We start from the raw sequence: 21,168 nt of genomic DNA on the forward strand, positions 1-21,168 counted from the left end.
AGAATCAGGTATTGCGGATCACGTAGCGCGTCGGCGCAAAGCAGTTGAGGAACATGTGCATCAGGAATACCACCGTCAGGGTCGCTACCAGCGCCACCGTCACCGAGACGATGCGGTAGAGATCGCTGAACACCAGGTCGCCGTCCGGGTGCATATTCTGGCCGAACATGATCCCGATGGTGGTGATGCTGGCAAACCCGACGCCGGCACCCACCTTCTCCATCACGTGCAGACGCGCGCCAAAGGCCAGCCCAAGGCCAATCAGCGGCATCATCAACAGCATGTGGCTGCTGTGATCGTACAGCACCAGCTGCACCAGCAGGATGTACAGGCAGCCGATCACCACCCCGACCACGCGCCACAGGGAGCTCATCACCGCCCCGCGATAGTGCATCGGGAAGAGGATCAGGATCCCCGCCATCAGCGCCGACAGCGAATCGCTGAGATCGCTTATCTGGAACACGACAAAAATCAGCGTCGCCACCGTCCCGGAGAGCAGCGACTCATGGCGCACGCGGGCGGCATCTTTCTCCAGACGCGGCGGCGGCGTGCGCGGCTCGACGTCTGGCAGCAGATAGTGCATCAGCGCGCTCAGGCACACCGCCATCACGCTGGCTTCAAGGTTCGAGAACAACAGCGTATGCCAGTTGGTGGTGGGATAGCTCATAAAGTTGAGCATGGTGCTTTGACACACGACCCCCATTGAGCCAAACAGAAACAGCGGCCCCTGGCTCATAAAGCGAAAACGCATCACATACAGGCCAAACACCACCAGCGTCATGATCACCGGCCACTGCGCCAGATAGCCGATAATAAACACCATTTCGATGCAGTTCAGGGCAGAACTGAATACAAACTGTTTTGCGACGTGACGGTTAAATACCGGCACCAGCGACAGCAGCATGATCGGGTAGATCACGAAGAAGACGCCGTAGCTGGTGCTGTAAAAACTCGACACGCTCAGGGCAATCATCCCGGCAAACACGATGCGCAACGTCTGGCGAAAGTCGTTGGCGGTATAGACGATGTTGCCGTGCGGGGTAAAGACCCGCGCCAGGGTATTAATAGACATGATGATCAATAGACATAGTGCAGCAGGCTGACGAGGTGGATCTGCATCCCGGAGAAGAAGCGGGCAAACGGACCTTCGCTGTTATAGAGCTGCACGGTAGCGCGCGCCCCGGTCGGGAGGTGCTTCGGCAGGGGTTCATCCAGCGCCACATGGATGCGCATACGCTGCGCGTCACGCACCCAGCGGTTGGAGGTTTCCGGCTCCGACAGCTGGCCGTTGACCGCCTCCTGTCCCGCTAAGATACCGGCATCGCTGCTGGTAACATGGGCGCGGAATACGCGGCCCGGGAAGGCGTCAAACACAACCGCGGCGTCGGTGTTCTGGTGGGTATGGCGCAGGCTTTTTTCGCGAAAATCGGCGACGATATCGCTCTGATTGTTCACCAGCGCCAGTGCCGCCGAGCCGGAAGCGGCATAAAAACCGGGGCTAAGCTGAACGTTGCTGACCGTGCCGTCGGCTTCAGCGTAGATCTTCGTCCAGCCGAGATTGAGTTCAGCCTCGTCCAGCGCGTTACGGTATTTTTGCAGGGTCACGTTACGCGTGTCATCCCGCTCGCCGCGCTCAATGCGCAGCTGGTGGATGCTGGCAGTCAGATTGGCGACGCTCTGCTCGCTGCTCTGCCAGGTGGTGCGGACTTTATCCAGATCCGCCTGCGAGACGTTCTGCAGGGTGCTGAGTTTCTGATAGCGATCGAAAGTTACTTTGTCGTTGCGGGCGGTAAGCTGGGCGGTTTTCAGGCTGGCCTGGGCCGCCACGATCTGTGCATCCAGCTGCTCATTGGCGAGCCGCGCCTGTTGCAGGGCAATCTCTGCGGCCTCTACTTTATTGCGAAACGGCGTAGGGTCGAGTTCAAACAGCAGATCGCCCTTCTTCACCTGACTGTTGTTATGCACATGTACCGCCGCCACATAGCCGGAGACGCGCGCCGAGACTGGCGTCACCACGCGCATCACCGTGGCGTCCGGCGTCAGCGGGATCCAGATATCCGCGACAATAAAATAGACAAACATCAGCAGGAAAGAGGCAATACTCACCCTTACCCAGCGGGCAAACTTTTGTTCAGGGGTCATGATTATTTGATCTTGTTATCTTCTTCGCGGATTGTCCGCAAATTGCAGGCGATTTGATTAAGTGTGGCGCTGAAAATCTCGAGATGATCCGGGGCGATATTCTGCGATACCCGTTCCTGGAACGTTTCGATGACCTGGGTCAGCGTTTTCAGCACCGCGTTCCCCTCGGGTGTGAGCTTCAGCAGCCGGATGCGCTTGTCGTAAGGCGATGTAGTGCGCAGCAGATAGCCCTGCTTTTCCAGCTGTGAAAGGGTGCGCATCAGCGGCGGCAGTTCAATACCCTGCACCTCCGCCAGTTCGCTTACCGAGACGTTATCCCCCAACTGTTTCAGCTGCATCATCACCGTCCAGCTTGACTGGGTTAACCCGGTCTCGAGAATGGCGTCGTCAATCACCGCGCGCCACTGGCGCACAATCATTGCCATTCGCATGCCCATAGGCCGACGGCAGAACAGATCTTCTTCACGCATGGGGGATCCTCGCTTCACACGCTGCGAAGATAATAGTTATCAGGGTAAGTATCAAGAAACGAGGAGGTTAAGAGCAGGAATTGCGAAAGCGGGCCAGCGAGGCCTCGCCTGTCTTACCTAACTGTAAATGTGCTGCTGACTGAGGAGATAATTTTCAATGGCGATCCATTCCGTCAGGCGTTTATAGAGATGCAGCATCGCCATCGGGAACAGGCTGTGGAGTTCCTGATGGGCATTGAGTTCCGCTAGCGACGTGCCGGGGTTAGTGAACGGCACATTGGCCAGCCGTAACAGATCGAAGTAATCCATACGTAAAAGCTTAGGGAAACTCTCCTGGGTGATGGTGCACAGACATTCCTGGTAGATCCGGCGCTGCTTCTCTTCGTTATCGTCATTATCGATCAGGATTAAGAGCGCTTTTTCCAGGCTCTTTTGTGCAGCGATCATTTTTTCCATACAGTTCTCTGACAGCATCAAACACGTTGATCAAATTTTTTATACAACCCGGTCAAATTGGTCACGGCGAACTTGCGGTAAATATTACGCCGATGATGGCTGACGGTTTTTCCGGTCACATCCAGGTAGCGGGTGATCTCTTTATTCTTTTTCCCCGACACAATATACGGCAGCAGCATGGTTTCCATGCGGGTGAGCCGCTGTTCTTTTTCAAGATGATGCCAGCGCGCGTTTTTAAAAATCGTGACCGGCTGATCTTCCTGTGCCAGATGGACAAGACAGGCGCGTAATTTAGTTACGGCGCTTTTACAATCGATGGTGTAATCGGCGATGGTATTAATCAAAATATTTTCAATCGTGCTTTCGTAACACACATCCCGGGTAATAAAAATAAAATAACGTTGTTCATAGCGATTTTTAATATCCAGCAATGTATTCAATACATTGATATTAGATTCGCCATAATCCACCACAATGGCTTTTGTACGGACAAGATCCTCTTTTGTCGCTTTTTTAATGTCATCAAGATACAGTACCCGCTGAAACGATGGCGCCTCCGTCATTAACTGTTCAACCAGCACGGTAAAGCCCTGCTGAAAATATCTACAGGATGTTAATACTATAATCATGCCTATATCCTTATCATCACTGTGGATTCATTCATAATCATCGAGAATGTATAAATTTTCAATTAACAGTTTTCCGGGGGATTGTAGGAATATTCTCAGGCCATGAGGGACACTTTGTGCGGTTGCTCGCAAAAGCGCATATTTGAAGGCATTATTCGTCTGTTATTACAGTGAGATATCCCACCCGATAAGATTTATCCAACCGAGAGAAGATCAATCTGACCCTCGCTTTTATTTCCTTTTGATATGCTGCGAAATGTAACGAAGGATTAAACAGTGTATGCGTTTTTATATTCGTCACTGCGAAATAAAATCATTACGCACTTATAGAAGGATTTTTATATGAGCAATTCTTTTCGATTGACGCGCCTGACTGCCAGTATGAGCTTACTTTTTGGCAGCGGCTTAATTTTGTCACCGGCGACACCGATCAGACAATGAGCGCCACCTGGTCGCTTAACTTCTAGAACAAATAAGCCGCATACGCTGTATGCGGCTTTCTTTCTGGCAGGACGGCAATTAATTTATCACGCCCTGCGAATGACTCCCGGTTCCGTTTTTCCCTTCGTAAAATAATAAACGGAGGTTTCCTCAGCGGCTAAAGTGCTGGCAAATGGCACGCCTGCCGGACGCAGTCACCACCACGTCGCGGAACCCCGCCACCCGCTGGATCCAGCCTTTGGTATCCATATGCACCAGCAGCGCCGCGCCTGCCTCACCGCCCAGATGAAACCGCCGCTCGCTCCAGTCCAGACAGGCGCAGCAGGCTTTTCGTCGGGTCCTGGCATTCAACACAATGCCCAGAGACAGGAACGCCTCGCGCCCGCTCAGGGTGAGGGCCGAGCCATCTGCCACCAGCCAGCCCTCCGCCTGCATAAAGTCATATATCTGTACCGCGACCGTGCCCGCCAGATGGTCATAGCAGGTACGGGCGTGGCGCATTGATTCCGGTGCCGTCGTCTCCGGCGGGGTGATGCGCCCCCAGGACATCCCCATCATCTGCTCCACCAGCTCCGCAACTTCATGCCCTGCCAGCCGATAGTAGCGATGCCTGCCCTGAGACAGGCAGGTGATCAGCCGCCCCTCCATCAGCCGGGTAAGATGCCCGCTGGCGGTAGAGGGTGCCACATCCGCCACGGCGCTGAGTTCTGTGGCGGTCCACGCCCGGCCGTCCATCATGGCGCAGAGCATTTTCACCCGGGAAGGATCGGCCATCGTTGCGGCGACTGCGGCAACGGCCAGCTCCAGCGCGGTGCTGTTATCAGGAGGTAAACGGGTCTTTAGCATAGGCTGCCCACGGCTCAGTGATCTCTGCCGCCAGCTTATCATTATCCGTCAGCAGAATAAGGTGGTTCGCATGATCGCTGTATTGGGTCAGGATGGACACCCCCTGCGCGGCCAGCGCGGCGGCAATCTCCCCCAGCTCGCCGGGACGTTCCTGTTTCAGCTTACGGATAAGCGGTTTACGCACCGCCAGCACGTTAAACCCGCCATCCAGCAACACGGCCCGGGCTTTATCGCCCTCCTCCACCAGAAAATGCGCCTCCACGCCAAAGACGCCGCCGCCCTCCAGCCCCACGCCATGCTGCCCCAGCAGTTGACCAAAGCGCGCCAGCTCGCCGGGTGTAGGGTTGAACATCACATGAACGTCATACATGAGCCTCTCCTCCGGTTTCTGATGCGTATTCCCGCACCACCTGCGCAACCCGAATACGGTAGCAGGCAAATATCGACGCCCGCCCTTCGGCCTGCGCGGCCTGGTGAAACACGTTTTGCTTCCAGCGTTGAACAGCCTCCTCATCCCGCCACCACGAGAGGGAGAGGATTTTGCCCTCGGTGGTCAGGCTCTGAAAACGTTCGATATCGATAAAGCCGTCGATGTCCGCCAGCAGCGGTTTTAGCTCAGCGGCCAGTTGCAGATAACGCGCCTGATGCGCGGGCTGCGCTTTGGCTTCAAACAGGACTGCAATCATGAGGATCTCTCCGTTGTGAGGTTACGGAGAGCATGAAGGAAACAAAAACGTGATGCTTCGGTGAGGAGCGAAATATGGGGTGACGTTTGAACGACGTGCCCGGCAGTACGCCGGGCGGTTTTAGCCAAGGAGCGACTTCGGCTCCATAAACGCCCTTATCCCCCACGCGCCCATCTCGCGCCCGACGCCGGAGTGTTTGAACCCACCAAAAGGGGCTTGCGGCTCATGGGCGAGGGTGTTGACCAGCACGCGGCCAGACTGGATCTGCTGCGCCACCCGCCGGGCGCGTTCCGCGTCACCGCCCAGCACCAGCGCACTCAGGCCGTAATCGGTGTCGTTAGCAATGGCAATGGCCTCTTCCTCGTCGCGGTAGGGGATCACGCACAGTACCGGACCAAAAATCTCGTCCCGGGCGATCGCCATCTGGTTATGCACATCGGTAAACAGCGTCGGACGGACAAACCAGCCGTCCCGGGTTCCCTCTGGCCGGCCTGCGCCCCCCGCCAGCAGACGAGCCCCCTCCTCCTGCCCTGTGCGGATATAGCCCTGCACCCGCTGCCACTGTTTTTCGCTTACCATCGGGCCAACCTCGGTGGTGCTGTCACGCGGATCGCCGGATTTCACCGCCGCGATGGCCCGGGCCAGCGCCTGTTCCATTTCAGCCTGACGCGACAGCGGCACCAGGATGCGCGTACCGGCCACGCACGCCTGCCCGCTGTTCATCAACCCGGCCTGCACCGCCAGCGAAACGGCCTGGTCGAGATCGGCATCGTCAAGAATGAGGGTTGGGGATTTACCGCCCAGCTCCAGGGTGACGCGGGTAAAGTTTTCCGCCGCGTTGCGCAGGATCGCTTTGCCGGTCTGCGTGGAACCGGTAAAGGATATTTTAGCCACGTCAGGGTGACGGCTGATGGTCTCGCCCACCCTGTCGCCGCGCCCGGTGACGATATTAAACACCCCCGGCGGCAGGTCTGCGGCATGCAAAGCCTCGGTCACAATCTGCGTCTGCAAAGCGCTCATCTCGCTGGGCTTGATCACCGCGGTGCAGCCTGCCGCCAGCGCGGCCGCCAGCTTGCCGCAGATAAAACCCGCGTCGCTGTTCCATGGGGTAATAAGTCCGGCGACACCCAGCGGGGTCATCTCGACCCTGGCCGCACCGGCGACGGCGGTAAATTCAAAGGTCTCCAGCGCCGCGATGGCCTGGGCAATCACCTCCGCCGGATAGCTTGCCATCCACGCCGAGCGCGACGCGGGCGCGCCGTACTCTTCAATTACCGCCTCCAGCAGATCGTCATGACGGGCCGCCACCGCAGCCTGCATCCGTCGCAGGGCAGCGATGCGCTCCTGCTTCGTGGTTCTGGCCCACGCCGGAAACGCCGCTTTGGCAGCAGCAATGGCGCGCTCTGCATCGACTTCATCAGCAAGACGCACCTGTCCTGTCACCCGGGCCGTCGCCGGGTTATAGAGATCAAAACGCTCGGTGCCGTGTGGGGTGACAAATTCACCGTTGATAGAGATCTGTTCGATATAGTGCATAAAAACCTCCTCAGGCTGGATGAAGCCAGTCTGGCATACCTTCTCCGTTGCGATAATCCACGCTATGCTGCAAAGGTTGTTTCGATTTTCAGGATAATCTATGCACCGTTCAGGACTGACCGAGCTGGAAGTGGTGATGGCCGTGGTACGTCGCGGCAGCTTTCGCGCCGCCGCCCAGGAGCTGGGGATGTCGGCCACCGCCGTGAGCAACGCCGTTGCCGGGCTGGAAAGCCGCCTGCAAACCCGTCTGTTTAACCGCACCACCCGCAGCGTGGGGCTTACCGACGCCGGGCAACGCTATGTGGCGCGGATCGGCCCGGCGTTGCAGGAAATCCGTCAGGCCGATGAAGAGATCCACAGCGATACCGATGAGCCTGCTGGCACCCTGCGCCTGAACGTTCCCAACAATGTTGGCACCCTGTTCCTGGATGCGCTGCTGATCGACTACATGATCCGCTACCCGAAAATGCGCGTCGAAGCGGTAAGCGAAGCGCGGATGATCGATATCGTGGCAGAGGGTTACGACGCGGGCGTTCGCCTGGCGGAGTCCGTCCCGCAGGACATGATCGCCGTGCCGCTGACCCCCGATATTCGCCAGATCGTCACCGCCACGCCGGACTATTTTGCCCGTTACGGCATACCGCAAACCCCGGACGATCTGCTGCATCACCAGGGGATCGGCATGCGGATGGCCCACGGCGGGATCTATCGCTGGGAGCTGGCGCGACGTGGGGAGCAGGTAGCCCTGGCGGTGCCGCCGCGCTTTGCCACCTCGGATCTGTTCGCTTCGATCCGGGCGGTGAAAGCGGGTCTGGGGGTAGGATTTTTACCGGAACTCTATATTCAGCAGGAGCTGCAAAGCGGGGAGCTGGTGAGCGTACTGGAGGAGTGGTCGCAGCCCTTTGCCGGGCTGCGCCTCTACTATCCCGGGCATCGCCACGTCCCGCCGGGGTTACGGGCGCTGGTGGCGATGATCCGCGAGCGCGGTCTTATTCGAGATTAGCTTTGTTCAGGCCGTAGGCGCTATCCAGCGAGCCGGGTGCCATGCGGGAGGTGATCCCCAGACGGTTCCAGGCGTTGATCGCCACGATCGCAAAGTTCAGCTCGGAGATCTCAATGTCCGAATAGTGTTCCGCCACGCTGCGATAGAGCACGTCGCTGACGCCGTGCGGCCCAATCTGGGTCAGCGCTTCGGTGAAGGCCAGCGCCGCTTTTTCACGGGCGCTGAACAGCGGTGACTCACGCCATGCGGCCAGATGGTACAGGCGCAGCTCGCGCTCCCCGGCAATTTTGGCCTCTTTCGAATGCATATCCAGACAGAAGGTGCAGCCGTTGAGCTGGGAGACACGGATGTCGATCAGGTGCTTGAGCGCCGGGTCGATGGAGGTCTGGCCCACCGCCATGCTCAGGTCGGACAGCGCTTTAGCGAGGGCAGGTGTGGCTTTATGGTGGTTAACGCGAGTGCTCATTGTCTTTCCTCTTGATGTGCGGCATATGAAATGCGATGGGGCAAATTTACGCCGTTCATGACATAGTAAAAAGATACAAAAAGCGCGAAACGAGGTAGGACATGAAGCCGGGCTATCACCAGATTTATACCCGCTACCGGGACAACATTACCCGCGGCATCCTCAAGCCCGGCGACAAGGTGCCCGCCATCCGCGTGCTGGCGGAAGAGCTGAAGGTGGCGCGCAAAACGGTGGAAACCGCCTATGCCATTCTCACCGGCGAAGGCTATCTGGTGAGCCAGGGCGCGCGCGGCACGCGGGTGAACCCGGATTTAACCCTCCCCGTCACGCCACCGCCCCCTGCCGACCCGCTGACCGGTGCATTGCCTGAATCGCTGGTCAGCCAGCGCGAACGCAGCGGTTTTTTGCGCCTAGGCATCCCGGCGCTGGACAGTTTCCCGTACAAGAAATGGCTGCTGCTGGCGGGCCAGGCGGTGCGCGCCATGCGCCAGGAGGAGATGCTCAGTCCGCCGGTGATGGGCTGGACACCCCTGCGTCAGGCCATCGCCAGCTACCTCAATATTTCCCGCGGGTTGTCCTGCACCCCGGATCAGGTGCTGATTACCAGCGGCTACAGCGGCAGCCTGCGGCTGATCCTCGATACCCTTGCCAGCCGCAACGATAAGGTGGTGTTTGAAGATCCGGGCTATTTTATGGGCCAGCAGCTGCTCCGGCGCATCATTCCGCGCCTGCACACCGTGCCGGTGGATCGTTCAGGCATGGACACCGACTATCTGTTGCACCACCATCCCGACGCCCGTTTCGTTATCGTCACCCCCTCACACCAAAGCCCGCTGGCGGTGACGCTGTCGTTACCCCGCAGGCAGCAGCTGCTTGACTGGGCCGGGCAGAATGACGCCTGGATCATCGAAGATGATTACGACGGCGAATTTCACTACACCCGCAAGGTGCTGCCGTCGCTGAAAAGCCTCGATCGTCAGGATCGGGTGATCTACATGGGCACCTTCAGCAAAACCGTGATGCCGTCGCTGCGTCTCGGCTACGTGGTGATGCCCGCCAGCACGGTGTCGGCCTTTAACGATACCGCCGATCTGCTCGCCAGCGGCCAGCCGGTGCTGACGCAAAAGATCCTGACCGCCTTCATCAACGACGGCCACTTCTTCCGCCATCTGAAAAAGATGCGCGCCCTGTACCAGCAGCGGCGCGACTGGATGATCGCCGCCCTGCATGAGGTCTACGGGGAGCGGTTCTTCACCGAGCAGAACGACGGCGGGATGCATATTGTGGCGTTTTTAACCAAAGGCAGCTGTGACCGGGAAATCGCCCACTGCTGGCAACAGCAGCAGTTGCAGGTGAATGCCCTGTCGGCGTGGTACAGCGGATCGGGCAAACGCTACGGGCTGGTGATGGGGTATAACAACGTGCGCAGCTACGACGAGGCCGTTGCGCTACTCACGCGGCCAAAAAGCCAAACCTGCGATCTCCTGAAATAGCAACCCCCTGATTTTGCACCATAAAAAGCCGTTTTCAGACAATCATTAAGGTATGAATTACCGCCACGGTCTTTATAATCGACGCGCTAAATTACATGTTTAAGGACAAAAAAATGAAATCACTTCTGGGATTCGATTATCTGTTAACACCGCGCGTACTGGTCTTCTTCTACTGGATCGTCATGCTGTTTATTCTGCTCGGCGGCATCTACTCGATGTTTACCGAGCATCTTATTGCCGGCTTTTTCGGCATGCTGTGCAGCCTGATCGGCACCCGCGTGATGTTCGAGCTGATCATGGTCGCGTTTAAAAATAACGAATATCTGCGCCGTATTGCCGAGAACACCGGGAAATCCACCGTAGAGTAACGCCACAGCACACTCTGTAGGCCCGGTAGCGTAGCGCCACCGGGCAATCCGCTACATATCAAATCGTGACAACCCGACATCCTTCAGCTGCTCATCGCTCATCTGGCGTAAAATGCGGCGCGTGCGGTTGATGCGATACCATCTTTTCACTGCCCGCCCCATCCAGATAAACACCGCAAACGGCCTTTTTGCCCGGTTTTCGTAAAATTCCATGATGCGCTCCTCACCTTGTCAGTGGGGTTATCATCATGGAGATCGGGGTGGACAATACAGACTCAAAAACAACTTTTGTTTAACATACAGATCCACTAAAACAGTATCTGAATGCCGTTTTTTGCGGCAATCTGTACTGGTTTTTAGATCTGTATGGCGACAACCAAGGATACAGCATGACGCGTTACCAACATCTGGCCAATCTCCTGGCACAACGCATTGAACAAGGGCTGTATCGCAGTGGGGAGCGTTTACCCTCGGTGCGCGCCCTGAGCCAGGAGCATGGCGTTAGCATCAGCACCATTCAGCAGGCCTATCAGATCCTCGAAAACCTCCAGTTGATCACCCCCCAGCCGCGCTCCGGCTATTTTGTCTCTTCACGCAAAGCACAGCCGCCCGTTCCGGCGATGACCCGCCCGGTTCAGCGTCCGGTAGAGGTGACCCAGTGGGATGAGGTGATGATGCTCCTCGATGCCCGCGCCGATAAAGAAATGATCTCTTTTGGCGGCGGTTCGCCGGATCTGAACCAGCCGAGCCTGAAACCCTTGTGGCGCGAGATGAGCCGCATTGCCCAGCACCATCCCGGGGAAATGCTGAGCTACGACGTGCTGGAAGGGCGACAGGAGCTGCGCGAGCAGATCGCCCGCCTGATGCTGGACGGTGGCTCGACGGTAGCGGCAAACGAGATTGTGATCACCAACGGCTGTCACGGGGCGCTGTCGCTGGCGCTGCTGTCGGTGTGCCAGCCGGGGGATATTGTGGCGGTGGAGTCGCCGTCGTTCCACGGCACCATGCAGATGCTGCGCGGGTTTAACATCAAGGCGATTGAGATCCCCACCGATCCGCAGACCGGGATCAGCATCGAAGCGCTGGAGCTGGCCCTGGAGCAGTGGCCGATTAAAGCGGTGATCCTGGTGCCCAATTGCAATAATCCGCTCGGGTTTATCATGCCGGAGGTGCGTAAACGTCAGGTGCTGGCCCTGGCCCAGCGCCACGATATTGTCATCGTCGAGGACGATATTTACGGCGAGCTGGCGGCGGACTACCCGCGCCCGCGCACCATCCACTCGTTTGATATCGACGGCCGCGTGCTGCTGTGCAGCTCCTTCACCAAAACCGTGGCCCCCGGGCTGCGCGTCGGCTGGATTGTGCCGGGCCGTTATTACGACCGGGTGATGCACATGAAATATGCCGCGGGTGGGTTTAACGTGCCGGGTACGCAGATGGCGGTCGCCGCGTTTATTCGGGATGGTCATTACCATCGCCACGTGCGCCGTATGCGCCAGATTTATCAGCAAAATATGGAGCGCTACACGTGCTGGGTGCGGCAGTATTTCCCGGCAGAGATCTGCGTTACGCGCCCGCAGGGCAGTTTTTTGCTGTGGGTGGAGCTACCGGAGAAGGTGGACATGGTATGCGTCAGCAAGCAGCTGAGTCGCCTGAAGATCCAGGCCGCGGCGGGATCGCTGTTTTCGGCCTCGGGGAAGTATCGCAACTGTCTGCGGATTAACGTGGCTTTGCCGCCGAACGAGAAGAACCGCGAGGCGTTAAAGAAGATGGGCGAGGCGATTCATATTGCGATGGAGGCGTAGTGCGGTATCGTGCGGCCTGATGCCCTCTCCCACAGGGAGAGGGAAAAACCCAGCCCGGTCAGCGTCGCGCCACCGGGCAATGTCAGCTTAAAACTTCCAGGACACGCTGCCGACGATGCTGCGCTCGGCACCAAAGTAGCAGTATGAGAGCGAGTTACAGGCCGCCACGTAGCTTTCGTCCGTCAGGTTGTTGACGTTCAGCTGCGCGCTTACCCCTGTCAGCCCGACCTTCGACAGATCATAGCCTACCGCCAGATCCACCAGCGTGTACGACGGCAGCGTATGGGTGTTCATGCGGTCGCTGGTCACGCCATTGACGTAACGTACGCCCGATCCCACCGTCAGACCATCAAGCGGCCCGGTTTTGACGTCATAGCTGAGCCAGCCGCTGGCCATATTGCGCGGCGCATAGACCGCACGCTTGCCCTCTTCCTCCGGGCTGCTCTTCTTGTAGCGGATGTCGGTATAGGTATAGGCCGCCTGCAGACGCAGGTTGTCGGTCAGTTGCCCCACCGCTTCCAGCTCGACCCCTTCAGACTCGATCTCCCCGATAGAGCGGTACGGATCGGTCGGCTCCTCTTTGGTGGCGATATTTTTCTGGTTGATGCGGAACACCGAGGCGCTGAACTGGCTGTTCATCCCTTCCGGCTCAAACTTCACGCCCGCTTCCCACTGCTTGCCTTTCATTGGATCCAGCAGATCGCCGTTGGCATCGGCAAAGCTGGTCGGGGTAAAGGCGGTGGAGTAGCTGATGTACGGCGCGATACCGTTATCAAACAGGTATAACAGCGCCGCACGGCTGCTGAAGTTGTTCTTGTCCAGATCGCTGCGGGTATCGTTCAGCTTGTCGATGTTCGAGACCTTCACCTGATCGTAGCGACCGCCCAGGGTCAGACGCCAGCGATCCAGCGAGAGCTGATCCTGCAGGTAGTAGCCCGTCTGGCGCAGCTTGTGCTTCTCCTGGCTGTACATGGTGATGTAATCCGGCTTCGCGCCGTACACCGGGTGGAAGGCGTCGATAGGCGGGAAGCCGCCGTAGTAGCCGGTGGTGTCGTTGCTGCGATCCTGATAATCGAGGCCGATCAGCACCCGGTGGTTCACTGCCCAGGTATCGAAGCTGCCGTCGATCTGGTTATCCAGGGTGATGGCATCCATCTTCTCGTCCGAGCCGGAATACCCGCGGTTAAGCTCGGTTTCGTTCAGCCAGCCAGCGGCATAGACCTGATTCAGCTCCACTTTGGTATGCAGATAGCGCAGCTTCTGGCGCACCGACCAGCCGCTGTCAAACATATGCTCAATGTTGTAGCCGACCATGTTCTCGCGACGATCGTACTTATCGTAATCGTCCTCGCCTTCAAAGAAGGTATTGGAGATCATTTTGCCGTCATGTGGCACCACGGTGCCGTCGTATGGCAGGCCGGAGTGGCTGCCGCCCTCGGGATCGCGGTGCAGATAGGCCATCAGATCCAGACGGGTGTTATCGGTGATGCGCCAGGTCAGGCTCGGCATCAGCGCGTAACGCTCTTCCTTCAGCGGATCAAACTGGGAGTCGGCATAGCGGGTCATACCGCTCAGACGCGCCGCCACCCGGTCGTTGTCGTCCAGCGCACCGGTAACATCAAACATCGCCCCGCGCTGATCGTTATTCCCGGCGAACAGCTTGATCTCGCCGCCCGGATCGAACGACGGTTTACGCGAGGTGAGCGCCACAATACCGCCCGGTGAGGAACGGCCATACAGCACCGACGCCGGGCCGCGCACCACTTCGATATTTTCCAGGAACCACGGGTCAACCACCAATGAGCTGTGAGAGTTGGTGTCCCCCATCATCTTCAACCCGTCGAGATAGACGTTATCCAGACTGCCGTCCGAGAAGCCGCGCAGCACAATGTAGTCAAAGCGGTTTGAAGCGCCGATCTGGTTGCTGTAAACCCCTGGCGTGTAGCTCACCGCCTGACGCACGCTGGTGGCGCCCTGCTCTTCGAACTGCTCGCGGGTGACGATAGACACCGCCTGCGGGGTCTCGATATCCGGGGTCGCCAGCTTGGTGGCACCACTCTGCATCTGCGAGGTCACCACCACGGTTTCGGTTTTCGGCGTCTCCTGCGCCATCAGGGGGAGTGCGACGCTCCCGGTAACCCATCCCACCAGCAGTGTCAGCCGCGTTTTAGCGAACATGAAAATCTCCAAAGGCATTTCTAATTGTTAATAAGAATTATTACCTTTTTCATTTCGAAGATAGCTATGCGCGCCGCCAGAGTACGTATGCGCAATGCCAAACCGCACAAAAGGCGTTGGCGAATGGGGAAAAGCGGATTAACGGTCGCTGCGCACCGCGCCGGGACAGACGCCGTAGCGACGACGAAAGGCGGTGGCAAAGTTAGTGGCGTGCTGATAGCCCGACATCCACGCCGCCTGCTGCACGCTGTGGCCTTCCAGCAGATAGCGGCGCGCCAGACTAAGACGGCAGTCGCGCAGGTAGTCGAACACCGTACAGCCGTAGGCCTGACGGAACTTGCTGCGCAGGCTGCTGGGGCTCATCGCCGCCCGGGCGGCCAGCTGAGCGAGGGTGTAATCCTGCTCAGGGGACTGTGCCAGCAGATGACGGATCTGTTCCAGGCGGGCGTGCTCGCCGCCGGTGGTGCCAGGCAGCGCCGTACCCTGCTGCTCACGCAGGTGCAGGCCATGGCCCAGCAGCTGATACATCACCCCTTCCAGTAACAGCTGGCGCGACAGACTGCTGCGCTCGCGCTGCCGGGCATGCTGAATACCGGCCAGCACAAAATCCGGTACCTGCCAGACAAAGGTGGGCGCATTGAGCTTCTCCCACTGCTCCAGCAGCGAGGCGAGCAGGCTTTCACGACGGGCATCGTCGGGGTAAACGCCAAAGGAGAGGGTTTTCAGGGCGATATCGGCATCATGACGGGCAGACATGGCCTGCTGTTCACTGAGCCTGGCGCTAAACGCCATGCCGGGTCGCACCGAGTAGACTTCGCCGCTGAGGGTCAGGGTTACACAGCCTTCCAGCACCACCAGTACATACAGGGGGCTACTGTGGCGGGAGGTCGTTTCATAGGGTTGCAGCACGCGCACGTCGGAATGGGTTAACGAGATGCCGGACGGCAGGATCATCTCTTCGACATCGCCGTGCAGAACGGGGCTGGTGTTGGCACTGGTATCCGTCAGCAGAGGGAAGCGATAGTCGATACCGTAGCGCTCGCCAAACACCTTAAAGTCTGCCACGGAAAAGGTTTTTTTCGTTGCAGCGGTGGGATTATGGAGCGTTGTGTTGGACATACCTGCGCCTGGAGGAAGCTATTAAAAATAAAACAGTATCACTCCTTTAACGCAGCGGCAATGCGGGTATATTCCGCTTCGCTTAAAACGTATTTAAACGCTGGCATAACACCAGCGTTTAAATATTATTTTATGGCAATTCTGTTAATCACGCCTCTTGCCAGGCGGCAAAGGTTTCTTCGTGATTTTTATTCAGCACGACTTTATTGCCGTCAATTTTATCGACCCACTCCAGCGGAATATAATGGTGTTTGCCGCCAGACTCGGAATCGTTTTTTGCCAGCTTAATACGCTCGCCGTCAAGATGGTCAACTGTACCGACGTGGTGACCGCAGCTTGCAACAACCGGAGCATGTTCCTTGATTTCACTCTTGTTTACCATAATTAATTCTCCTCATCAGGTTTCTACGGGTTGTGTCACGAAACTAACTGTAGACCATAAATAATTTATTTACCGCCTCATTAGCATTTCGAAACATATTTCCCGGCACGTTTAAAGAACAAGCGAAATATATAAGAATGCGCCTATAAATATTCCAGCAACGTTATTATGCGGCATAATTACTGTCACGCACTCAACATGGAGGCATATATGGTAGAAGCCAATCGTACCGAAATATCCCTGGCTCTTGGTGAAGCGGTTTTAGAAGTTGTACAAAAAGGCCAGGAAGTGTCGAGAGAGAATCTTGCCCGGGCCATGAAAACGAAAGCCGAGCGAGAAAACGATGACGACCGCCTGCTTGATTACTGGAAGGCCTGTCATATCCTCGCGGCTTAGCGATAGCGGCGTGGGGTCTGCGCCCCGCGCCGTCTTAACGATGACTTGCTAACGATTACTCATCGAAGAACCAGTAGCCCTGGTTGATCAGCCCGGTCAATTCTTCCACAAACGCCGGATTTTGCAGGGCAGCGCCCAGCTCGGCCTGACCCAGCTCGGTGTAGCGGCACAGCGCATCTGCCGCCGTTGCGTCTACCGTCTCCAGCTTCTCGCTGTTGATGAAGAAGCTGCCGCCGATATTCAGCACTCGCAGTCCGCTCAGGCGAGTTAAGGTTTCGCCGCCCAGCAGTGCGTCCAGCACCTCTTCCGTGGTGTATTCCGGCTCAGCAGGGGCGATATCCAGCTCGTGACGGGGGGTGGAGATAAAGCTGCCAAACCAGTCTCTGAAGTCGTCCGGCTGGCTGATCATCGCGATCATCATCTGACGCAGGCGCTCAAGTTCGTACTCTTCCACCCGGCCCGGGTGCTCGCGACAGGTCAGATCGGGATCGCTGTAATGCTCGCCGCCCAGATCGTTTTCCAGGGCGTAATCGGCAAAGCTGCTGATCAAATCCCGGCCGTTCGGGCCACGGAAGCCCACCGAATAGTTAAGTGCCGTCTCGTGGGTGAAGCCGTCATGCGGGAATCCAGGTGGGATGTAGAGGATATCTCCCGGGGCCAGATCTTCGTCGATGATGGGCTCAAAGGGATCGACATGCAGCAGCGCCGGATGCGGACAGAACTGACGCATCGGCAGCTTGTCCCCTACGCGCCAGCGGCGGCTGCCCATCCCCTGAATGATAAACACATCGTACTGGTCGATATGCGGCCCCACGCCGCCACCCGGGACGGAGAAGGAGATCATCAGGTCATCGAGACGCCAGTCCGGCAGTACACGGAACGGGCGTACCAGCTCCGCAGCCGGTGCGTGCCAGTGGTTGACCGCCTGCGCCAGCAGCGACCAGCCGGTATCGCCTAAGCCGTCGAAGTGCTCGAACGGACCGTTGCTGGCATGCCATTTACCCTCTTTATGGCTGACCAGGCGACTGTCCACTTCCGGCTCCATCGCCAGCCCTGCCAGCTCATCCGGGCTGATAGGATCGATAAAGTTGGGCAGGGCGTTCTTTAAAACGACAGGTTTCTTTTGCCAGTATTTTTCTAAAAATTCCGGCCAGTTCAGGTTGAGTTGATACGCCATGGTGAGCACCAGTGAAAAGATAAACGGGCCTGATTATAGGAAGGGGCCGGGGCTGGCTGCTTTGTCATGGGTCAAGCGGGGGTGAAATCTGTCTCATTCAGACTTTCGCATGACACAGACTGACAGTTTCACGCTTTATCGTGAGCGCGAGATAGAGAGCGACTTATATCGTTAATGACAAAGAGTGTGCCGTCATGAGAGCTACCATGAGCCAGTTTACCGAATATCCCGTTACCGCCCAGGTAAAGACCCTGATGGAAGTCTATACGCGCAAAGAGCACCCGTCGGTGTTCTCGCCTGTGGCCAGTGAGCTGCCTGCGGGGAGCCGTATCCGCGTGCAGGCGGCGGTAGTTGGCGACGCGGTGCAGGGCAATCCGCACTGGTACAGGATTGATGAGGACACCTTTATCTGGTCAGGTGCCTGTACCCGTATCGACCCCTGCCCCGCGTTTCCGCCCTACACCAAAGTTAACTGGATAGCGGTGGTGTTTGAGGTACGTTAGGCACTCATCACCCGCACATCCTGCGCCGCTAAGGCCGCCATCGCCTCATTATCCAGGCTCGCCTCCACCACCAGCACGTCGATATCACGGCTTTTCGCCACCACAAAGCGTGCCACGCCGGGGATTTTATCGGTGGTGAGCGCCACGATGGTCTGGCTGCTCTGGGCGATCACGGCTTTTTTAAACTCGCAGTCGGCAAAGTCGAACCCGGTCAGTCCCATCCCCGGATCCATCGCGCAGCCGCCGATAAACGCCTGATCGAAAATAATCCCCTGGATCTGGTTGGCCGCTGTGGCCCCCACCGCACCGCCGGAGGTACGCTGGATCTGACCGCCAGTGATGATCACCTCGCACAAGGGGTGATGCAGCAGTTCCGCGGCAATGGCCGGGGAGTTAGTTACCACGGTGATCGCCAGATCCGGCGGCAGGGCCTTCGCCAGCGCGAGGTTGGTGGTACCGGTGTCAATAAAAATGCAGCTTCCTGCTTTGATCAGGGTTGCCGCTTTCTGCGCGATCGTGGCTTTTTTTGCGTGATTTTTTTGCTCACGGCTGTGAAAGTTTCCGGCATCCGCCAGCTGCAGCACTGCCCCGCCATAGACCTTCTTACAGATCCCCTCTTTACTAAGCTCCTGTAAATCACGGCGAATGGTATGTTCCGACACCTGCATCCGGGTCGCCAGTTCGGCGCAGACCACTCGGCCATTTTCCTGCAGGATCTGGCGGATCAGATCTTGTCGTTGTTCCGGGAAAGCTGCATAATCGAGCATAAATTATCTTCTCTGGATTTGAATCGAGCAACAATGCGCATAATGTTGCATGTCGGCGCGCTCTGTCAATCCACCAGGCCCGAAACCGGAGCGTCACGATGAAATACTATGATGATTACCGTCAGCAGGTGCCCGCTACCCACCCTTATGACGGCTTCCTGTTTAAGCCTGAGACTGCAAATTCACGCCCGGGGGAGAAGGTGCAACACAAAACGCCGGCCTCTCCCTTACTGAAACCTTATAAGGATGTGAAATGACCCATCAGACCACCGGAGCCGTCCATCGGCTTGCCACCCGGATCGTCTTTTTTATTGCCGGATACGTGACCGCCACCTGGGCGGTGCTGGTGCCCTACGCCAAAGCCAATACCGGCGTTAACGAGGCCACCCTTGGCTCGCTGCTGCTCTGTCTGGGGATGGGGGCATTGATTGCGATGCCGCTCACCGGGATGCTGACCAGCCGCTACGGCTGCCGTCGGGTGATCGTCACGGCACTGGCGATCGTTATGCTCACCACGCCGCTGCTGGCCATCATCCCGGACCCGCGCCTGCTGGCCGCCGCCCTGCTGCTGTTCGGCGTGGGCGTAGGGGTAACGGACTGCGCCATGAACATTCAGGCGATCATTGTCGAGCGCGACTCCCCTCAGCCGGTGATGTCCGGTTTTCACGGCATGTACAGCGTCGGCGGCATCGCGGGGGCCGGGGCGATGACCCTCTTATTGACCCTGGGTGCCAGCGCCGTTGTCGCCTGCCTGATCATCATCCTGAGCGTTATTCTGATGCTCGCCGCCAGCCTGAAAGGTCTGCTGCCGTGGGCCAATCCCGCCACCGGCCCGGCGTTTGCCGTGCCGCGCGGCGTGGTGCTGTTGATTGGTGCTATCTGCTTTGCGGTGTTCCTCGCCGAAGGGACAGTGCTGGACTGGAGCGCGGTGTTCCTCACCGAAGTGCGCGGCGTACCGGAGTCGCTGGGCGGGCTGGGCTTCACCTGCTTTGCGGTGGCGATGACGATTTTCCGCTTAACCGGCGATCGGCTTATCGCCCGCACGGGCGCCCTGCGCGCGGTGGTGGGTGGCGCGATCGTGGCCGCAGTCGGCTTTGCGCTGGTGACCTTTGTTCCGCAGTGGCAGCTGTCGCTGGTGGGCTATGTGCTGGTGGGTGCTGGCTGCGCCAATATCGTGCCGGTGATGTTCTCCGCCGTTGGCCGTCAGACCCGCATGCCGCAGGCGGTCGCCGTCCCGGCAATTACCACGATGGGCTACCTCGGCGTGCTCGCCGGGCCTGCCATTATCGGTTATATGGCGCATGCCACCTCCTTAACCCAGGCGTTTATGGTCATTATGCTGCTGATGCTGGTCGTCGCCATGCTCTCCGTTACCGTTACCGCCAACCAACCCGCCCGCAGCGAGGGATGATATGAATATTGCACATGTCGCACTCTGGACCCGTAACCTGGACGCCCAGGTAGACTTCTGGGAGTCGGTATTTGGCGCACGCCGCAACGAACGCTACCTGAGTAAAAATCGCCCGGGGTTTGCGTCCCACTTTATGACCCTCAGCGACGGGCCAACCATCGAGCTGATGACCGTCCCGGATCTGGCCGATACGCCGTCGCATGCGGAATTTGTCGGCTGGGCGCATATCGCTTTGAACGTCGGCAGCAAAGCGGATGTGGATCGGATGGCGGAGCAGGCGCGGGCAACCCACACGCTGTTAAGCGCCCCACGGATGACCGGCGATGGCTATTATGAAGCCGTGATTGCGGATCCCGATGGAAACCGTATTGAGCTGGTGGGTGAGTAATCCCCTCACCCTAACCCTCTCCCCATAGGGGAGAGGGGATCGTCCGTGCATCTGGCAAGCACCCGCTTTATAAAACTGGCCGTTCCCTCTTCTCTATTGGATTGCGGATTCTGATGGAAACCGTATTGAGCTGGTGGGGGAGTAATCCCCTCACCCTAACCCTCTCCCAGAGGGGAGAGGGGATCGTCCGTGCGTCTGGCAGGCACTCGCTTCATAAAACTGGCCGTTTCCCCCTCTCAACTGGATTGCGGATCCTGATGTAAACCGTAGTGAACGGGTGGACAAGTAATTCCCCTCTCCCTAACCCTCTCCCCAAAGGGGAGAGGGGATCGTCTGTGCGTCTGGCAGGCACCCGCTTCATAAAACTGGCCGTTCCCTCTTCTCTATTGGATTGCGGATCCCGATGGAAACCGTATTGAACGGGTGGGCGAGTAATCCCCTCACCCTCTCCCCAAACGGGAGAGGGGATCGTCCGTGCATCTGGCAAGCACTCGCTGCATAAAACT

At 58.0% G+C, this 21,168-nt stretch carries 25 protein-coding genes; 9 read left to right on the top strand and 16 right to left on the bottom strand.

What is annotated here, in order from left to right; genetic code table 11:
• Positions 1-4: 4 nt before the first annotated feature.
• From ABIE02_RS11065 to ABIE02_RS11105, 9 genes are all read right to left on the bottom strand, one after another.
• Entirely contained in the window at positions 5-1,072 is a 1,068-nt protein-coding gene (locus tag ABIE02_RS11065; RefSeq protein ID WP_059308817.1) for a DUF2955 domain-containing protein, read from the bottom strand.
• Positions 1,073-1,077: 5 nt separating this feature from the next.
• Entirely contained in the window at positions 1,078-2,145 is a 1,068-nt protein-coding gene (locus ABIE02_RS11070) for an HlyD family secretion protein (protein ID WP_336994956.1), read from the bottom strand.
• On the bottom strand, positions 2,145-2,612 hold the full coding sequence (locus ABIE02_RS11075) for a MarR family winged helix-turn-helix transcriptional regulator (RefSeq protein ID WP_336994904.1): 468 nt from the start codon (positions 2,610-2,612) through the stop codon (positions 2,145-2,147). Before ABIE02_RS11075 ends, ABIE02_RS11070 begins: the two co-directional genes overlap by 1 nt.
• A gap of 117 nt (positions 2,613-2,729) precedes the next feature.
• Entirely contained in the window at positions 2,730-3,068 is a 339-nt protein-coding gene (locus tag ABIE02_RS11080; protein ID WP_336994905.1) for a hypothetical protein, read from the bottom strand.
• A 17-nt stretch (positions 3,069-3,085) separates the two neighbouring features.
• Complete coding sequence (locus ABIE02_RS11085) at positions 3,086-3,697, bottom strand: helix-turn-helix domain-containing protein (RefSeq protein ID WP_336994906.1); 612 nt, start codon at positions 3,695-3,697, stop codon at positions 3,086-3,088.
• Between the two features lie 591 nt (positions 3,698-4,288).
• Positions 4,289-4,984: an ArsR/SmtB family transcription factor gene (locus ABIE02_RS11090; RefSeq protein WP_032616341.1), complete on the bottom strand. Its 696-nt coding sequence runs from the start codon at positions 4,982-4,984 to the stop codon at positions 4,289-4,291.
• Positions 4,959-5,354, bottom strand: coding sequence for an amino acid-binding protein (locus ABIE02_RS11095; RefSeq protein ID WP_077226540.1), 396 nt, complete (start codon positions 5,352-5,354; stop codon positions 4,959-4,961). The genes ABIE02_RS11090 and ABIE02_RS11095 overlap by 26 nt, the downstream gene beginning before the upstream one ends.
• Complete coding sequence (locus tag ABIE02_RS11100; RefSeq protein ID WP_032616338.1) at positions 5,347-5,670, bottom strand: antibiotic biosynthesis monooxygenase family protein; 324 nt, start codon at positions 5,668-5,670, stop codon at positions 5,347-5,349. Before ABIE02_RS11100 ends, ABIE02_RS11095 begins: the two co-directional genes overlap by 8 nt.
• 120 nt (positions 5,671-5,790) lie before the next feature.
• Positions 5,791-7,206, bottom strand: coding sequence for an aldehyde dehydrogenase family protein (locus ABIE02_RS11105; RefSeq protein ID WP_336994907.1), 1,416 nt, complete (start codon positions 7,204-7,206; stop codon positions 5,791-5,793).
• Between the two features lie 100 nt (positions 7,207-7,306).
• On the opposite strand from ABIE02_RS11105, the gene ABIE02_RS11110 reads away from it, so the two are divergent.
• Positions 7,307-8,209 carry a LysR family transcriptional regulator gene (locus ABIE02_RS11110; protein ID WP_336994908.1) on the top strand — a complete coding sequence of 301 codons (903 nt, stop codon included), beginning with the start codon at positions 7,307-7,309 and terminating at the stop codon, positions 8,207-8,209.
• Here ABIE02_RS11110 and ABIE02_RS11115 read toward each other — a convergent pair.
• On the bottom strand, positions 8,196-8,675 hold the full coding sequence (locus tag ABIE02_RS11115) for a carboxymuconolactone decarboxylase family protein (protein ID WP_032616335.1): 480 nt from the start codon (positions 8,673-8,675) through the stop codon (positions 8,196-8,198). The genes ABIE02_RS11110 and ABIE02_RS11115 overlap by 14 nt on opposite strands.
• A gap of 101 nt (positions 8,676-8,776) precedes the next feature.
• On the opposite strand from ABIE02_RS11115, the gene ABIE02_RS11120 reads away from it, so the two are divergent.
• Entirely contained in the window at positions 8,777-10,168 is a 1,392-nt protein-coding gene (locus ABIE02_RS11120; RefSeq protein ID WP_336994909.1) for a PLP-dependent aminotransferase family protein, read from the top strand.
• A gap of 113 nt (positions 10,169-10,281) precedes the next feature.
• Positions 10,282-10,536: a DUF4282 domain-containing protein gene (locus ABIE02_RS11125; RefSeq protein ID WP_059308829.1), complete on the top strand. Its 255-nt coding sequence runs from the start codon at positions 10,282-10,284 to the stop codon at positions 10,534-10,536.
• Positions 10,537-10,587: 51 nt separating this feature from the next.
• On the opposite strand, the gene ABIE02_RS11130 is transcribed toward ABIE02_RS11125, so the two are convergent.
• Complete coding sequence (locus tag ABIE02_RS11130) at positions 10,588-10,749, bottom strand: DUF1127 domain-containing protein (RefSeq protein WP_032616332.1); 162 nt, start codon at positions 10,747-10,749, stop codon at positions 10,588-10,590.
• 176 nt (positions 10,750-10,925) lie between these two features.
• Between ABIE02_RS11130 and ABIE02_RS11135 the strand changes: the two genes are divergently transcribed.
• Entirely contained in the window at positions 10,926-12,341 is a 1,416-nt protein-coding gene (locus tag ABIE02_RS11135; RefSeq protein WP_336994910.1) for a PLP-dependent aminotransferase family protein, read from the top strand.
• A gap of 87 nt (positions 12,342-12,428) precedes the next feature.
• Here the strand turns inward: ABIE02_RS11135 and foxA are convergent, their stop codons facing one another.
• From foxA to ABIE02_RS11150, 3 genes are all read right to left on the bottom strand, one after another.
• Entirely contained in the window at positions 12,429-14,537 is a 2,109-nt protein-coding gene (gene foxA / locus ABIE02_RS11140; protein ID WP_336994911.1) for a ferrioxamine B receptor FoxA, read from the bottom strand.
• 120 nt (positions 14,538-14,657) lie between these two features.
• Positions 14,658-15,638 carry a helix-turn-helix domain-containing protein gene (locus tag ABIE02_RS11145; RefSeq protein WP_077226545.1) on the bottom strand — a complete coding sequence of 327 codons (981 nt, stop codon included), beginning with the start codon at positions 15,636-15,638 and terminating at the stop codon, positions 14,658-14,660.
• 148 nt (positions 15,639-15,786) lie between these two features.
• On the bottom strand, positions 15,787-16,020 hold the full coding sequence (locus ABIE02_RS11150) for a DUF2171 domain-containing protein (RefSeq protein WP_032616329.1): 234 nt from the start codon (positions 16,018-16,020) through the stop codon (positions 15,787-15,789).
• 210 nt (positions 16,021-16,230) lie between these two features.
• Between ABIE02_RS11150 and ABIE02_RS11155 the strand changes: the two genes are divergently transcribed.
• The gene (locus ABIE02_RS11155; protein ID WP_155166264.1) at positions 16,231-16,416 is read left to right on the top strand and encodes a DUF2767 family protein; all 186 of its coding nucleotides are present in this window, start codon (positions 16,231-16,233) and stop codon (positions 16,414-16,416) included.
• A 55-nt stretch (positions 16,417-16,471) separates the two neighbouring features.
• Here ABIE02_RS11155 and ABIE02_RS11160 read toward each other — a convergent pair whose 3' ends face one another.
• Positions 16,472-17,593 (bottom strand): cupin domain-containing protein, encoded by a 1,122-nt coding sequence (locus ABIE02_RS11160; RefSeq protein ID WP_059308832.1) that lies wholly within the window; start codon positions 17,591-17,593, stop codon positions 16,472-16,474.
• A gap of 206 nt (positions 17,594-17,799) precedes the next feature.
• Between ABIE02_RS11160 and ABIE02_RS11165 the strand changes: the two genes are divergently transcribed.
• On the top strand, positions 17,800-18,096 hold the full coding sequence (locus ABIE02_RS11165) for an SH3 domain-containing protein (RefSeq protein WP_317519220.1): 297 nt from the start codon (positions 17,800-17,802) through the stop codon (positions 18,094-18,096).
• Here the strand turns inward: ABIE02_RS11165 and ABIE02_RS11170 are convergent.
• Entirely contained in the window at positions 18,093-18,863 is a 771-nt protein-coding gene (locus ABIE02_RS11170) for a DeoR/GlpR family DNA-binding transcription regulator (RefSeq protein WP_317519221.1), read from the bottom strand. The genes ABIE02_RS11165 and ABIE02_RS11170 overlap by 4 nt on opposite strands.
• A gap of 98 nt (positions 18,864-18,961) precedes the next feature.
• Between ABIE02_RS11170 and ABIE02_RS11175 the strand changes: the two genes are divergently transcribed.
• Genes ABIE02_RS11175 through ABIE02_RS11185 form a run of 3 tightly spaced genes read left to right on the top strand, consistent with a single transcriptional unit; the run spans position 18,962 to position 20,662 of the window.
• Positions 18,962-19,120: a hypothetical protein gene (locus ABIE02_RS11175; protein WP_336994912.1), complete on the top strand. Its 159-nt coding sequence runs from the start codon at positions 18,962-18,964 to the stop codon at positions 19,118-19,120.
• A complete protein-coding gene (locus ABIE02_RS11180) occupies positions 19,117-20,274 on the top strand; it encodes an MFS transporter (RefSeq protein ID WP_032616324.1) in 1,158 nt (385 codons plus the stop codon). Before ABIE02_RS11175 ends, ABIE02_RS11180 begins: the two co-directional genes overlap by 4 nt.
• Position 20,275: 1 nt before the next feature.
• Complete coding sequence (locus tag ABIE02_RS11185) at positions 20,276-20,662, top strand: VOC family protein (protein ID WP_117386289.1); 387 nt, start codon at positions 20,276-20,278, stop codon at positions 20,660-20,662.
• The last annotated feature ends 506 nt before the right edge of the window (positions 20,663-21,168 follow it).

The organism is Leclercia sp. 1548, assembly GCF_050435045.1.
Taxonomy (GTDB): Bacteria; Pseudomonadota; Gammaproteobacteria; order Enterobacterales; family Enterobacteriaceae; genus Enterobacter; species Enterobacter adecarboxylatus.